The organism is Streptomyces kronopolitis, from assembly GCF_050953795.1.
Taxonomy (GTDB): Bacteria; Actinomycetota; Actinomycetes; order Streptomycetales; family Streptomycetaceae; genus Streptomyces; species Streptomyces kronopolitis_A.
Genome location: NZ_CP191850.1, coordinates 7,652,863 through 7,668,656 on the forward strand (window position 1 = coordinate 7,652,863; position 15,794 = coordinate 7,668,656).

General features: G+C 73.5%; 1 protein-coding gene. It reads left to right on the forward strand.

Annotated elements, in window-relative coordinates; translation table 11 throughout:
* The first annotated feature begins 19 nt into the window (after positions 1-19).
* A complete protein-coding gene (locus ACQP17_RS33495; RefSeq protein ID WP_433859678.1) occupies positions 20-15,760 on the forward strand; it encodes a type I polyketide synthase in 15,741 nt (5,246 codons plus the stop codon).
* Positions 15,761-15,794: the final 34 nt, after the last annotated feature.

Sequence of the window (15,794 nt, forward strand, 5' to 3'; positions counted from 1 at the left end):
GTTCGAGGATGTGACGTTGGTGGCTGCTGACGACGAGAAGTACATGGAGTACCTGAAGCGGGTGACGACCGAGCTTCGGCAGACCCGTCGCCAGCTTCGCGAAGCCGAGGGCAGAGACCAGGAGCCCATCGCCATCGTCGCGATGAGCTGCCGCTACCCCGGCAGCGTGCGTACTCCGGAAGACCTGTGGCAGCTGGTCGCCGAAGGCGGGGACGCCGTCTCCGACTTCCCGGTCGACCGGGGCTGGGACGTCGACGCGGCCTACGACCCCGACCCGGACAAGCCGGGCTCGATCTATGTGCGCGAAGGCGGCTTCCTCCACGACGCGGGGTACTTCGACCCGGCGTTCTTCGGGATGAGCCCGCGGGAGGCACTGGCCACCGACCCCCAGCAGCGACTGCTGCTCGAAGTGGCCTGGGAGGCCTTCGAGCGCGCGGGCATCGACCCCACGTCGGTGCGCGGCTCGAACGGCGGCGTGTTCGTCGGCGCCGCCACCTCCGGGTACGGCGTCGGCGTCGCCGACCTCCCCGAAGGCGTCCAGGGCCTGCTCCTCGCCGGAAACGCCACCTCCGTGGCCTCCGGCCGGATCGCCTACACCCTCGGCCTCGAAGGCCCCGCCGTCACGGTCGACACGGCCTGCTCCTCCTCGCTGGTCGCCCTGCACTGGGCGTGCCACGCCCTGCGCCGTGGTGAATGCGATCTGGCGCTGGCCGGCGGTGTCGCCGTGATGTGCACCCCCGCGATGTTCTTCGAGTTCAGCCGGCAGCGCGGCCTGGCCGCCGACGGCCGCTGCAAGCCGTTCTCCGACGACGCGGACGGCACCGGCTGGTCGGAGGGCGCCGGCATGCTGCTCGTCGAGCGGCTCTCCGACGCCCGGAAGAACGGCCACCCGGTGCTGGCCGTCGTCCGGGGCACGGCCATCAACTCCGACGGCGCCTCCAACGGCCTGACCGCTCCCAACGGCCCCTCCCAGCAGCGGGTGATCCGCTCCGCGCTGTCCCGGGCGGGACTCGCACCGAGCGACGTCGACGCCGTAGACGCCCACGGCACGGGGACCTCGCTGGGCGACCCCATCGAGGCACAGGCCCTGCTCGCCACCTACGGCAGGGACCGCGCCGACCACGGACCGCTCCAGCTCGGTTCGCTCAAGTCCAACATCGGCCACACCCAGTCGGCCGCCGGCGTCGGCAGCGTCATCAAGATGGTCATGGCGATGCACCACGGGTCGCTGCCCAAGTCCCTCCACATCTCCGAGCCGTCCCGCCACATCGAGTGGTCCGCCGGCGAGGTCGAGGTACTGACCGAGGCGAAGCCCTGGCAGCACGAGGGGCGCCCGCGCCGCGCCGGCGTCTCCTCCTTCGGCATCAGCGGCACCAACGCCCACGCCATCCTGGAAGAGGCCCCGGAGGACGAGGAGGCCCCGGCACCTGACACCGACGGCGAGCCCGCCCGCACACTGCCTCTCGTCCCCTGGGTGGTCTCCGCCCGCAGCGCGGCCGCTCTTCGCGCACAGGCCGCACAACTGCTGACGCGGGTCAAGCAGGACGAGCTGGGCCTGACCGACGTCGGCCACTCCCTGACCACCAGCCGGACCGCGTTCGAACACCGCGCCGTGGTACTCGCCGGGGATCGGACTGCGGCCCTGCGCGGCCTGGAGGAACTGGCCACCACGGGCATCGAGGGACCGAACACCGACGTGGTGGGCGGCCGCACGATGCGCGGCGCCACCGCCTTCCTCTTCACCGGCCAGGGCGCCCAACAGGTCGGAATGGGACGGGAGTTGTATGCCGCGTTCCCGGCCTTCGCCGCGGCCTTCGACGAGACGTGCGCCCTCTTCGACACCCACCTGAAGCGGCCCCTGCGGGACATCGTCTTCGGCGAGGCCCCCGACGCCGACGTCCTCCACCGGACGGCCTTCACCCAGCCCGCGCTCTTCGCCGTGGAAGTGGCCCTCTACCGACTGATCGAGTCCTGGGGCGTCAAGCCGAAGTACCTGGTCGGCCACTCCATCGGCGAGCTGACGGCCGCGCATGTGGCGGGGGTGTTGTCGCTGGCGGATGCGTGCCGTTTGGTGGCGGCGCGTGGTCGGTTGATGGGGGCGTTGCCGGCGGGTGGGGCGATGGTGTCGCTTCAGGCGTCGGAGGGTGAGGTGGTGCCGCTGCTGGAGGGGCTTGAGCAGCGGGTGAGCATCGCTGCGGTGAATGGTCCGCGGTCGGTGGTGGTGTCGGGTGAGGAGTCGGCGGTTGCCGAGATCGCCGGGCGCTTTGAGTCCGAGGGTCGGAAGGTGAAGCGGCTCCAGGTCAGCCACGCTTTCCATTCGCCGTTGATGGAGCCGATGCTGGAGGAGTTCCGGGCGGTCGCGGAGGGCGTGTCGTTCGCTGAGCCGCGTCTTCCGGTGGTCTCGAATGTGACCGGTGAGTTGGCCACGGCGGAGCAGCTGACGTCGCCCGACTACTGGGTGCGGCACGTACGGGACGCCGTCCGATTCGCCGACGGGGTCCGCTGGCTCGCGCAGCACGGCGTGACCCGGCTCCTGGAAGTGGGCCCCGGAGGCACCCTGACCGCCATGGCACAGTCCTGCCTCGCGGACACGGGGGACGACGACACCGAGCGCGTGTACCTCGCCGCCCTGCGGGCGAACCGGCCCGAGACCACCTCGCTCATGTCGGCGATGGCCGGCGCCTTCGCGTCCGGCGCACCGCTCGACTGGTCGGCGTACTTCGCCGGCACCGGGGCGCGGCGGGTGGACCTGCCCACGTACGCGTTCCAGCGCGAGCGCTACTGGCTGGAGTCGACGGGCGCCACACCCGAGTCGCACGAGCAGTCCGCCGTGGACGGCTGGCGCTACCGGGTGGAGTGGAAGCCGCTGGTGGCGCCTTCGGGTGGGGCGCTGGGTGGTCGTTGGCTTGCGGTGGTGGCTCCGGGTGAAGTGTGGTCCGAGGCTGTGGTGGCGGGGCTCGCCGGGTGTGGTGTGACGGTTGAGCGGGTGGAGTGTGTCGCGGGGGAGGTGGACCGGGGCTCGCTGGCCGAGCGGGTGTGTGAGGTGGCCGGCGACGAGCCGGTCGCCGGAGTGCTCGTGGTGGGCTGCGCGGAGGTGGCGCGTAGTGCCGTGGTGGTGCAGGCGCTCGGGGACGCCGGAGTCGGCGGGCGTGTGTGGTGGGTGACGCGGGGGGCTGTCGCGGTGGGCCGGTCGGACGGTGGTCCGGATCCGGCGGGTGCGGCGGTGTGGGGCCTGGGCCGGGTGGCGGCTTTGGAGTTCCCGGACCGTTGGGGCGGTCTGGTCGACCTTCCCGAGACCCTGGACCGTAGGGCTCTTGATCGGCTCGTGGGCATTGTGGCCGATGGTGGCGAGGATCAGGTGGCGGTGCGGGTGTCGGGGGTGTTCGGGCGGCGGCTGGTGCATGCGCCGGCTCCTGTCGCGGACGCTGCTGGTGGTTGGGAGCCGCGGGGGACGGTGTTGATCACGGGTGGTACGGGTGCGCTGGGTGGTCGTGTGGCGCGCTGGGTGGCTGAGCGTGGTGCGGAGCATGTGGTGTTGACCAGTCGCCGTGGTGTGGAGGCTCCTGGTGCGGTGGAGCTGGAGGCGGAGTTGTCCGGTCTCGGGGTGCGGGTGACGGTGGCGGCCTGCGATGTGGCTGATCGGGGCGCGGTGGAGGAGCTGCTGTCGGGTTGTTCGGTGGATGCTGTGGTGCATGCGGCGGGTGTGGTGGATTCCGTGCCTCTGGGTGATGTGGATGCGGAGCATTTCGCGCAGGTGATGGGTGCGAAGGTGTCCGGTGCCGTGGTGTTGGACGAGGTGCTGGGTGACCGGGAGCTGGATGCCTTCGTGGTGTTCTCGTCGATTGCCGGTGTGTGGGGGAGTGGCGGCCAGTCTGCGTATGCGGCGGGGAATGCTTTCGTTGAGGGTGTGGTGGAGGCGCGTCGTGCGCGGGGCGTTGTTGGTTGTTCGGTGGCGTGGGGTCCGTGGTCCGGTGGTGGGATGGCCGGTGTGGAGGGTGCGGAGGAGCATCTGCTGCGGCGTGGGCTGAGGGCGTTGGATCCGGCTCTTGCGGTGTCGGCTTTGGAGTCGGTTGTCGGTGCGGGTGAGGGTTCGGTGGTTGTGGCGGATGTGGAGTGGGAGCGGTTTGCTCCGGCGTTCACGAGTGGCCGTCCGAGTCCGTTGCTGGAGGACCTGCCGGAGGTGCGGGCGGCGTTGGGTGCCGGTGGCGCGACTTCGGGCGCCGGTGTGGTGCGGGAGCGGTTGTCCGGGCTGTCGGTGGTGGAGCGGGAGCGGGCGCTGCTGGAGCTGGTGCGTACGCACGCCGCAGCGGTCCTCGGCTACCACAAGCCGGAGTTGCTCGAAGCACGCTCCGCCTTCCGGGACCTGGGCTTCGACTCGCTGACGGCTGTGGAGCTGCGCGGCCGGTTGAACACCGAAACCGGTCTGCGGCTGCCCGCCACCGTCGTCTTCGACTATCCGTCGCCGGTCGACCTGGCGCGTTTCCTGGGTGAGGAACTGTTCGGCACCGGCGCGGACGCGATCCCCGGTCTGCCGGTGGCGACTTCCGTCTCGGACGACCCGGTGGTCATCGTCGGGATGAGCTGCCGCCTTCCCGGTGGGGTCGTCAGCCCCGAGGACCTGTGGCGGCTGGTGGCCGGGGCCGAGGACGCGGTCACCGAGCTTCCCGATGACCGTGGCTGGGACCTCGATGCCCTCTACGACCCGACTCCGGGCCGGCCCGGGAAGAGCTACTCGCGCCACGGCGGATTCGTCAGCGGGGTCGACCGGTTCGATCCGGCGTTCTTCGGTATCAGCCCCCGTGAAGCGGTCGCGATCGACCCGCAGCAGCGGCTGCTGCTGGAGACCTCCTGGGAGGCGCTGGAGCGTACCGGCATCGATCCGCAGACGCTGCGGGGGAGCCGGGCCGGGGTCTTCGTCGGCTCCAACGGCCAGGACTACCCCGCCCTGCTCCTGAGCACTCGGGAAGGCCAGGACGGCTACCTCGGTACCGGGAACGCGGCAGCTGTGGTGTCGGGCCGGGTCTCGTATGCGCTGGGCCTGGAGGGGCCGGCGGTCACGGTGGACACGGCGTGTTCCTCGTCGTTGGTCGCCCTGCACCTGGCCGTGCAGTCGCTGCGCTCGGGTGAGTGTGACCTGGCGCTGGCCGGTGGTGTGACCGTGATGTCGACGCCGGGTGCGTTCATCGAATTCAGCCAGCAGCGTGGCCTTGCCGCCGATGGCCGGTGCAAGGCGTTCTCGGACGCCGCGGACGGCACCGGCTGGGGCGAGGGCGCGGGTGTGCTGGTCGTGGAGCGGCTGTCGGACGCTCGGCGTCATGGGCATCGGGTGCTGGCCGTGGTGGCGGGTTCTGCGGTGAATCAGGACGGTGCGTCGAATGGTCTGACGGCGCCGAACGGTCCCTCGCAGCAGCGGGTGATCCGCCAGGCGCTGGCCGGTGCGGGGCTCTCGCCGTCGGATGTCGACGTGGTCGAGGCGCATGGCACGGGTACGTCTCTGGGTGACCCGATCGAGGCCCAGGCGCTGCTGGCGACGTACGGCCAGGGACGTGAAGCGGACCGGCCGTTGTGGCTGGGTTCGGTGAAGTCGAACATCGGGCACACGCAGGCGGCCGCGGGCGCGGCCGGTGTCATCAAGATGGTGCTCGCGCTCCGGCACGGCGTGCTGCCGCAGACCCTGCATGCTGACCAGCCGTCGTCGCACGTGGACTGGACGGCGGGCGACGTGCGTCTGCTCACCGAGGCGGTGGCATGGCCGGGGGGAGAGCGGCCGCGTCGGGCCGGCGTCTCGGCATTCGGCGTGAGCGGGACCAATGCGCACGTGGTGATCGAGCAGGCTCCGGCGGAGGAGAGCGCGGAAGCCGGGCGGCCGGTTGGCGATGTGGGTGTGGTGCCGTGGGTGGTCTCGGCGCGGAGCCGGGAGGGGCTGCGGGCACAGGCACAGCGGTTGCTGGCGCATGTGGAGGCCCGGCCCGAACTCGCCGCGCCGGAGGTGGGGTTCGCCCTCGCCACGACGCGTTCGGCGTTCGAGCACCGGGCCGTCGTCCTCGGCACCGAGCGCAATGCGCTGGTGGACGGACTCAGGGCACTGGCGGCCGGGGACGAGGCCGCTTCCGTGGTGAGCGCGCTGGCTGCCCCCGAAGCGCGGCTGGCGCTGCTGTTCACCGGGCAGGGCGCGCAGCGGTTGGGGATGGGGCGTGAGTTGTATGACGCGTTCCCGGTGTTCGCCGATGCCTTCGACGAGGTGTGTGCGCGCTTCGACGGTGAGCTGGCGACTCCGCTGCGGGTTGTGGTGTTCGGGGAGGACGCGGAGGCGCTGAATCAAACCGCTTTCACTCAGCCGGCGTTGTTCGCCGTCGAGGTGGCGTTGTTCCGGTTGGTGGAGTCGTTCGGTGTCCGGCCGGACTATCTGGTGGGTCATTCCATCGGTGAGTTGGTGGCCGCGCACATTGCCGGTGTGCTGTCGCTGGAGGACGCGTGTCGTCTGGTGGCGGCTCGTGGTCGTCTGATGCAGGCCCTGCCGGCCGGTGGTGCGATGGTCGCCGTTCAGGCCACCGAGGATGAGGTGCTGCCGCTGCTGGACGGCCAGGAGCAGCGGGTGAGCATCGCCGCGGTGAACGGTCCGCGGTCGGTTGTGGTCTCCGGCGAGGAGTCCGGGGTGGCGGCCATCGCCGATCGCTTCGAGTGCGAGGGTCGGAAGGTGAAGCGGCTCCAGGTGAGTCATGCTTTCCATTCGCCGCTGATGGAGCCGATGCTCGACGAGTTCCGCACCGTCGCCGAAAGCGTGTCGTACGCCGAGCCCCGTATCCCGGTGGTCTCGAACGTCACCGGCACGCTCGCCAGGCCCCAGGAGTTGACGTCCCCCGCCTACTGGGTGCGGCACGTCCGTGAGGCGGTCCGCTTCGCCGACGGGATCGGTTGGCTGGCGGAGCACGAGGTCACCCGGTTCCTGGAGATCGGACCGGACGGCACCCTCACCGCCATGGCGCAGGGCTGCCTCGACGGAGACACCGACGCGGACCGGGTCCTCATCCCCACCCTGCGCGGCGACGACCGCGGTGAGATATCCGCACTCCTGACCGCCGCCGGACGCGCCTTCGCCCACGGCATCACCATCGACTGGCCGGCCCTCTTCCCGACCACCACCATCGAGGGCAGCACCCCCACCCCGATCGACCTTCCCACCTACGCCTTCCAACACCAGCGCTACTGGCCCCGGTTCACGGGCCTGCCCGCCGGGGATCTCGGGTCCGCCGGGCTGGTGTCCGCCCAGCACCCCTTGCTGGGTGCCGCCGTGTCCCTGGCCGGCAGCGCGGACGGTACGGACGGCTTCGAGGGCGCGTACGGCTCGGCCGAGAGCGACGCCGTGGTGTTCACGGGGCGGGTCTCCGTCACCGCGCAGCCCTGGCTCGCCGAGCACTGCGTCTCGGGCTCGGTCCTGCTGCCCGGTACCGCCTTCCTGGAGCTGGCCGTCCGCGCCGGCGACCAGGTCGGCTGCGCGCAGGTGGAGGAACTGACGCTGCAGGCGCCGCTGGTCCTGCCGGAGCGGGGCGCCGTACAGCTCCAGGTGGCCGTCGGGGCCGCGGACGAGGCCGGGCGCCGGACGCTGAGCGTCTACTCCCGGCCGCAGGACGCGCCGGCCGACCAGCCATGGGTACGCCATGCGGTCGGTGTCCTCGGGACGGACGGCGCGGCCCCCGGGGACGGTCTGTCCCAGTGGCCGCCCGCCGGTGCGGAGCCCGTCTCCGTCGAGGGGCTGTACGAGGGGCTGACGGCGGCGGGATTCGGCTATGGTCCGGTCTTCCGCGGTCTGCGTCAGGTATGGAGCCGTGGTGACGAACTGTTCGCCTCGGTCGAGCTTCCGGAAAGCTCCGTGCCCGAGGCGGCCGGCTTCGGGCTGCACCCGGCATTGCTGGACTCGGTGCTGCACGCCCTCGGACTCGTGGAGTCCGGCCGAACGGACGGGGACCGGACGGGCGAGAGCCGGGGCAGGCTGCCGTTCTCCTGGTCGGGCGCGACGCTGCACGCGTCCGGAGCGTCGGTGCTGCGCGCCCGGCTGACCGTGCGCGGTCCCGACTCGGTCGCACTGGAGCTGGCCGACGCCTCGGGCGGCCCCGTCGCGACGATCGACTCCCTGGTCCTGCGGCCGGTGTCGGCCGACGGCATCGCCCAGGCCAGGGCGGGCGGGCAGGACACCGCGCTGCACACGGTGGACTGGATCCCGCTGCCGGAGCCCGCCACGGCCGGCGCGCCCACCGCGCCCGCGATATCCGTCGACGCGGCTGTCGACGCGAGTGAGGGCGCCGCGGGCCGGCTCGACCTGTCCGCGATCGGCGCGGCCGTGTACCCGGACCTCGCCTCGCTTCCCCAGGACGGCGCGCCGTCCCACGTCCTGCTGCGGCTGGACGCCCCTGTCGGCGACCCGGCCGCCGCCGCACACACCGCGACCCATCGGGCGCTCACGCTGCTCCAGGCGTGGCTGTCCGAGGAGCGGTTCGCCGCGGCCCGGCTGGTCGTCGTCACCCAGGGCGCGGTCACCGTGGACGAACGGCTCCCGGACCCGGCGCTGGCCGCCGTGTGGGGACTCGTCCGGTCCGCGCGTTCGGAGCACCCGGACCGCTTCACCCTGGTCGATCTGGACGGGGCGAGCGAGTCCCTCGCCGCGCTGCCCGCCGCACTGAGCGGGGACGAGCCCGAACTGGCCGTCCGTGCGGGCCGGGTGTACGTCCCCCGGCTCAGCAGGCACGTACGGCCGGATGCGCTGTCGGTGCCCGAGCAGAGCGGGGCGTGGTGCCTGGACATCGCGGAGAAGGGCACGCTGGCGAACCTGCGTCTCGCCGAATCGCCCACGGCACAGGCGGAGTTGGGTACCGGACAGGTGCGGATCGCGGTGCGTGCCGCCGGTCTGAACTTCCGCGATGTGCTGAACGCACTCGGCATGTACCCGGGTGACGCCGTGGCGCTGGGGATCGAGGGCGCCGGTGTGGTCACCGAGGTGGGTCCGGGAGTGACCGGGTTCGCCCCCGGCGACCGGGTCATGGGGTTGTTCACCCAGTCCTTCGGTCCGCGCGCCGTGGCCGATGCGCGGACCCTCGCCCGGATCCCCGGGGGCTGGTCGTTCGCGCAGGCGGCGTCGGTTCCGGTGGTGTTCCTGACGGCCTACTACGCGCTGGTGGACCTGGGGGAGCTGCAGGCGGGCGAGTCGGTGCTGGTGCATGCCGCCGCGGGTGGTGTGGGGATGGCCGCGGTGCAGCTGGCCCGGCACCTGGGCGCGGAGGTGTTCGGCACCGCGAGCCCGGGGAAGTGGGGGACGCTGCGGGCCTCGGGCCTGGACGAGGCGCACATCGCGTCCTCGCGGGAGCTGGACTTCGAGCGGTCGTTCCTGGAGGCGACCGGTGGCCGGGGTGTGGATGTGGTGTTGGACTCCCTGGCGCGGGAGTTCGTTGACGCCTCGCTGCGGCTGCTGCCGCGTGGTGGCCGGTTCCTGGAGATGGGCAAGACCGATATCCGTGACCCGCGGGAGGTCGCGGCCGACCACGAGGGCGTGCGCTACCGGGCCTTCGACCTGTTCGACGCCGGTCCGGAGCGGATCGGGGAGATGCTGACGGCCCTCGTCGCGCTCTTCGAGCAGGGCGTGCTGCGGCCCCTGCCGCTCACCGCGTGGGACGTACGGAAGGCGCCCGAGGCCTTCCGCCACCTCAGCCAGGCCAAGAACGTCGGCAAGGTCGTACTGACCATGCCGGTTCCGCTCGATGCGGAGGGAACGGTCCTGGTCACGGGCGGTACCGGTGGGCTGGGCGCGCTGCTGGCCCGGCATCTGGTGACCGAGCACGGGGTCCGTCATCTGGTGCTGTCCAGCCGCCGGGGGCCGCAGGCTCCGGGCGCCGCCGCGCTGCGCGAGGACCTCGCCGCCCTCGGCGCCGAGGTCACCGTCGCCGCCTGCGACACCGCCGACCGCGAGGCCCTGCGCGAGCTGCTGGACTCCGTGCCCGCACAGCACCCGCTGAGCGCGGTCGTCCACACGGCAGGGGTGCTCGACGACGGCGTGCTGTCCTCGCTGACGCCCGAGCGGCTGGACGCCGTGCTCGTGCCGAAGGCGGACGCGGTGAGCGCACTGCACGAGCTGACCCGGGGCGAGGATCTGGCGGCGTTCGTCGTCTTCTCCTCCGTGGCGGGCACGTTCGGCGGCTCGGGGCAGGGCAACTACGCGGCCGCCAATGCCTTCCTGGACGCGTTCGCCCAGGCCAGGCACGGTGCGGGGCTGCCCGCCACGGCACTCGCCTGGGGCCCGTGGGCGCCCGGCGCGGGAATGACGGGCGAGCTGTCGGAGGCCGATCTGCGGCGCATGGCGCGTGGCGGCATGGTGCCGTTCACGGCCGAGCAGGGCATGGCGGCGTTCGACGCCGCGTTCCGTACCGCCGAAGCGGTGTACGCGCCCGTGCGGCTCGACCAGGCGGCGCTACGGGCACCGCAGTCCGCACCGCCGGCCCTGCTGCGCGGACTGGTGACCGGGTCCGCCCGGCGCTCGGCCGCGTCGGCGGCCGTCGGTGACGCCGCGGAGAGCCTGCGGACCGGGCTGGCCGCGCTGCCGGCCGCCGAGCGGGAACCCGCGGTGCTGGAACTCGTCCGGTCGCAGGCGGCCCTCGTCCTCGGGCATGCCGGACCCGAAGCGGTCGAGCCGGCCCGGGACTTCCGCGGTCTGGGCATCGACTCGCTGACCGCCGTCGAGCTGCGCAACCGGCTGGGCGCCGCGACCGGCCTGCGGCTGCCGGCGACGCTCGTCTTCGACTACCCGTCGCCGACGGCGCTGGCCCGCCATGTGTGCACCGAACTGTTCGGCGACGACCAGGCGGCCGCGACCCCGGTCGCCGTGACGGGGCGGCCGGTGACCGGCGAGGAGCAGCTCGCCGTGGTCGCCATGAGCTGCCGGTTCCCGGGCGGGGCGGGCAGCCCCGAGGAGTTCTGGCGGCTGCTCGCCGACGGCGTGGACGCGCTGTCGCCGCTGCCGGCCGACCGCGGCTGGCAGACCGGTGACGACGCGGCACGCGTCGAGGGCGGATTCCTCTACGACAGTGGCGACTTCGACGCGGACTTCTTCGGCATCTCGCCGCGGGAGGCGGTCACCATGGACCCGCAGCAGCGGCTGCTGCTGGAGATCTCGTGGGAGGCGCTGGAGCGGGCCGGCATCGACCCGGCGACGCTGCGCGGCAGCCGCACCGGGGTGTTCGCGGGCACGAACTACCAGGGCTATGGCTCGGCGGCCCACACGCTGCCCGAGGGCACGGAAGGGCAGCTGCTCACCGGCCACGCCACCAGCGTGACGTCCGGCCGGGTCTCCTACGCCCTCGGTCTCGAAGGTCCCGCCGTCACCGTCGACACGGCCTGTTCGTCGTCGCTGGTGGCGCTGCACCTGGCCGCGCAGGCGCTGCGGCTGGGTGAGTGCGATCTCGCCTTCGCGGGCGGGGTGACCGTGATGGCCACCCCCGGTGCCTTCGTGGAGTTCGGGAGGCAGGGCGGGCTGGCCGGCGACGGGCGGTGCAAGGCGTTCGCCGACGACGCGGACGGCACCGGCTGGGGCGAGGGCGCGGGCATCGTCCTCGTCGAGCGGCTCTCCGACGCGCGGCGCAACGGGCACCCGGTGCTCGCCGTGCTCCGTGGCTCGGCGGTCAACCAGGACGGCGCGTCGAACGGCCTGACCGCCCCCAACGGGCCCTCCCAGCAGCGGGTCATCCGGGCCGCGCTCGCCAACGCCGGGCTCGACGCCCATGAGGTGGACGCGGTCGAGGCGCACGGCACCGGAACGTCGCTGGGCGACCCGATCGAGGCTCAGGCGCTGCTCGCCACCTACGGCCAGGACCGGGCGGCCGACCGGCCGTTGTGGCTGGGCTCGGTGAAGTCCAACATCGGACACACCCAGGCCGCCGCCGGCATCGCCGGCGTGATCAAGATGGTGCTGGCCCTCCGGAAGGGTGTCCTGCCCCGCACGCTGCACGTCAACGAGCCGTCCTCGCACGTCGACTGGTCGGCGGGCGAGGTGCGGCTGCTGACCCGGGCCGTGGAGTGGCCGCGGCACGAACTGCCGCGCCGGGCCGGGGTGTCCTCGTTCGGGATCAGCGGCACCAACGCGCATGTGGTGCTCGAACAGTACGGAGCGGTTGAGGGTGAGCCCGAGGGTGCCACTCCGCTCGACGGCGCCGCGCCCGCCGAGGCGGTGCGGGCCGGGGACGACGGGACCGAGGACCCGGCGGGACCCGTGGTCTGGCCGCTGTCCGCCCGGTCCGGGGCCGCACTCCGTGACCAGGCGAAGCGGCTGCGCGCCCACCTCACCGACCACCCGGACCTGCCGGTGCGCGAGGTGGGGTACTCGCTCGCCACCACCCGGGCCGCCTTCGACCACCGGGCGGCGCTGGTCGCCGGGGACCGGAACGCGTTCCTCAAGGGCCTCGCCGCGCTGGCCCGCGGCGAGGACACGGCCGAGCTGGTGCGCGGCCGCGCGGACACCGGCGGGAAGCTCGCCTTCCTGTTCAGCGGCCAGGGATCCCAGCGCGCCGGTATGGGACGCGAGCTGCACGCGCGCTTCCCCGCCTACGCGGCGGCCTTCGACGAGGCCTGCGCGGAGTTCGACCGGCACCTGGAGAGGCCGCTGCGCGAGATCGTCTTCGCCGACGAGGGCACGCCCGAGGCCGCGCTGCTGGACCGCACGGCCTACACCCAGCCCGCGCTGTTCGCCGTGGAAACCGCGCTGCACGCACTCGTCACCTCGTGGGGCATCCGGCCCGACGTCCTGATCGGCCACTCCATCGGCGAGCTGACCGCCGCACATGTCGCCGGGGTGCTGACCCTGGAGGACGCGTGCCGGCTGGTCGCCGCCCGCGGCCGGCTGATGCAGGCACTGCCGGAAGGCGGCGCCATGATCGCCGTACAGGCCGCCGAGGAGGAGGTCCGGCCGCTGCTGGCGGGCCTGGCCGACCGGGCCGGGATCGCCGCGGTGAACGGACCGACGGCCGTCGTCGTCTCCGGTGCGCAGGACGCGGTCACCGAGATCGCCGCACAGCTGGCCGAGCGCGGGCGAAAGACTAGGCGTTTGCGGGTCAGCCATGCGTTTCACTCTCCACTGATGGACACGATGCTGGCGGAGTTCGGGGAGATCGCGCGGGGCGTGCGCTACGCACCGCCGCGCGTCCCCGTCATCTCCAACCTCACCGGGGAACCGGCGGCCGACGCCGACCTGACCTCGCCCGACTACTGGGTGCGGCACGTCCGCGAGGCCGTCCGCTTCTGCGACGGCGTCCGCCGGCTGGAGACCGACGGGGTACGGACCTACCTGGAACTGGGCCCCGACGGCGCCCTCGCCGCCATGGCGTGGGAGAGCCTGCGCGAGCCCGGCGAGGAGGCCGCCGCACTGCCCGTCCTGCGCCGCGAACGGCCCGAGGCGCGCAGCGCCCTGCTGGCCGCCGCGAGTCTGCACGTCCGCGGTCTCGGCACGGGACCCGCCGCGCTGTACGGCGAGGGGACACGCCGCGTCGAGCTGCCCACCTACGCCTTCCAGCGCCGCCGGTACTGGCTGGAGCCGGCCGGCCCGCAGGCCGGGGACGGGGCGGCACAGTCGCTCGACGACCAGTTCTGGGCCGCCGTGGAGCAGACCGACCCGGGCGAGCTGGCCGAGCGCCTCCACCTGGCGGGCGACGCCCCGCTGCGCGAGGTGCTGCCCGCGCTGTCCTCGTGGCGCCACCAGCAGCGTGAGCGCACCGTCGCCGACGGCTGGGAATACCGGGTCAGCTGGCGGCCGACCGCCGACGCCGCGGCTCCGGTGCTCTCCGGCACCTGGCTGCTCGCCCACCCCGCGGGCCATCGCGACCGCGCCTGGGAGACGGCGCTCACGGCCGGGCTCACCGCCCACGGGGCGGCCGCGGTCGTCCCGGTCGAGGTCGACTGCGCCCGCGCCGAGCGCAAGTCGCTCGCCGACCAACTGGCCACCCTGCTCGGCGAGTCGGGCCCCTTCGACGGGGTGCTGTCCCTGCTGGGCACCGACGAGGAACCGCACCGCGGCCGGCCCGCCACGCCCGGCGGACTCGCCGCGACCATGGCCCTCGTCCAGGCGCTCGACGACCTGGGCACCGGCGCGCCCCTGTGGTGCGCGACCACCGGGGCCGTCGCGGCACGCGAGGGCGAGGCCGTGCCGTCGCCCGTCCAGGCCGCCGTCTGGGGCCTGGGACGCGTCGCCGCGCTGGAGCAGCCGCAGGGCTGGGGCGGTCTGGTCGACCTGCCCGCCGAGCCCGACGAGCGGACCGTTGCGCGGCTGTGCGCGGTCCTGGAAGCCGGTCCGGGCGAGGACCAGGTCGCCGTACGCGGCTCGGGCGTGTTCGCCCGGCGGCTGGTCCGCGCCCGGACCCCTGACACCGCATCCGGCGCCGACGAGCCGTGGGCGTGCACCGGCACCGTGCTGATCACCGGCGGCACCGGCGCGCTCGGCGCACACGTGGCCCGCCGGCTGGCCGACCGGGGCGCCGCGCACCTGATCCTCGCGGGCCGGCGCGGCCCGCAGGCCGAGGGCGCGGCCGAGCTGCGGGCCGAACTCACCGCCCGGGGCACCCGGGTGACGCTCGCCGCCTGCGACGCCGCCGACCGCGACGCGCTCGCGCGGCTGCTGGCCGAACACCCCGTCGACGCGGTGTTCCACGCCGCGGGCGTGCTCGACGACGGGCTGCTCGCCGGACTCGACGGGGACCGCCTGGACGCCGTACTGCGCGCCAAGATGGCGGCCGCCGCGCATCTGCACGAGCTGACCGACGGCCTCACCGCGTTCGTGCTGTTCTCGTCCTTCGCCGGCACGGCGGGGGCAACCGGCCAGGCCAACTACGCCGCCGCCAACGCCTATCTGGACGCCCTCGCCGAACACCGGCACGCCCTGGGCCTGCCCGCCACCTCCGTCGCCTGGGGCCCGTGGGCCGGCGCCGGCATGGCGGCCGGCGGCGGGGGCGACGAGCAGCTGGCCGAGCGTCTCAGCCGCGGTGGCATGGGCACGCTCGACCCGCGGCTCGCGGTCGACGCGCTGGAGCGGGCCCTCACCCGCGGCGACACCACGCTGACCGTCGCCGACGTGGACTGGGCGCGCTTCGTCCCCGGCTTCACCTCGGTGCGGCCCAGCGCGCTCCTCGCCGACCTGCCGGAGGCCCGGCGCGCGGCCCCGGAGCGCGAGTCCGCGGACGGTGACGGGCCGGGCGGTCTGCGGGCGCTGCGCGCCCAGCTGGCCGGACGCAGCGAGACGGACCAGGAACGGGTCCTGGTCACGCTCGTGCGCACCCAGGTGGCCGGCGTCCTCGGGTACGACGCGGTGGACTCGATCGACCCGAAGCGGGCGTTCAGCGAGCTGGGCTTCGACTCGCTCATGGCCGTCGAGCTGCGCAACCGACTCGGTCTGGCCACCGGCACCCAGCTGCCCGCCACGCTGCTGTTCGACCACCCGACCGCCGCGGCCCTCGCCCGCCATCTGCGCACGCAGGTCGCGGCGGGTGACACGGCCGGGGCGCTGCCCGCGTTCGCCGAGCTGGACCGGCTGGAGGACGTGCTCGCCGAGGTGGCGCAGGACGATCCGCAGCGGGCCAGGATCGCCTCCCGCCTCCAGACGCTGCTCGCGAAGTGGAGCGAGCGGGCGGAGGCCGACACGGCGGCGGATGACGGCGCCGGGGTGAGCGACCGGATCAACTCCGCCACCGCGGACGAGATCTTCGACTTCATCGACAACGACCTCGGCATGTCATGACGCGCCGACCGCAGAACCCCCGGAACCGCCACGT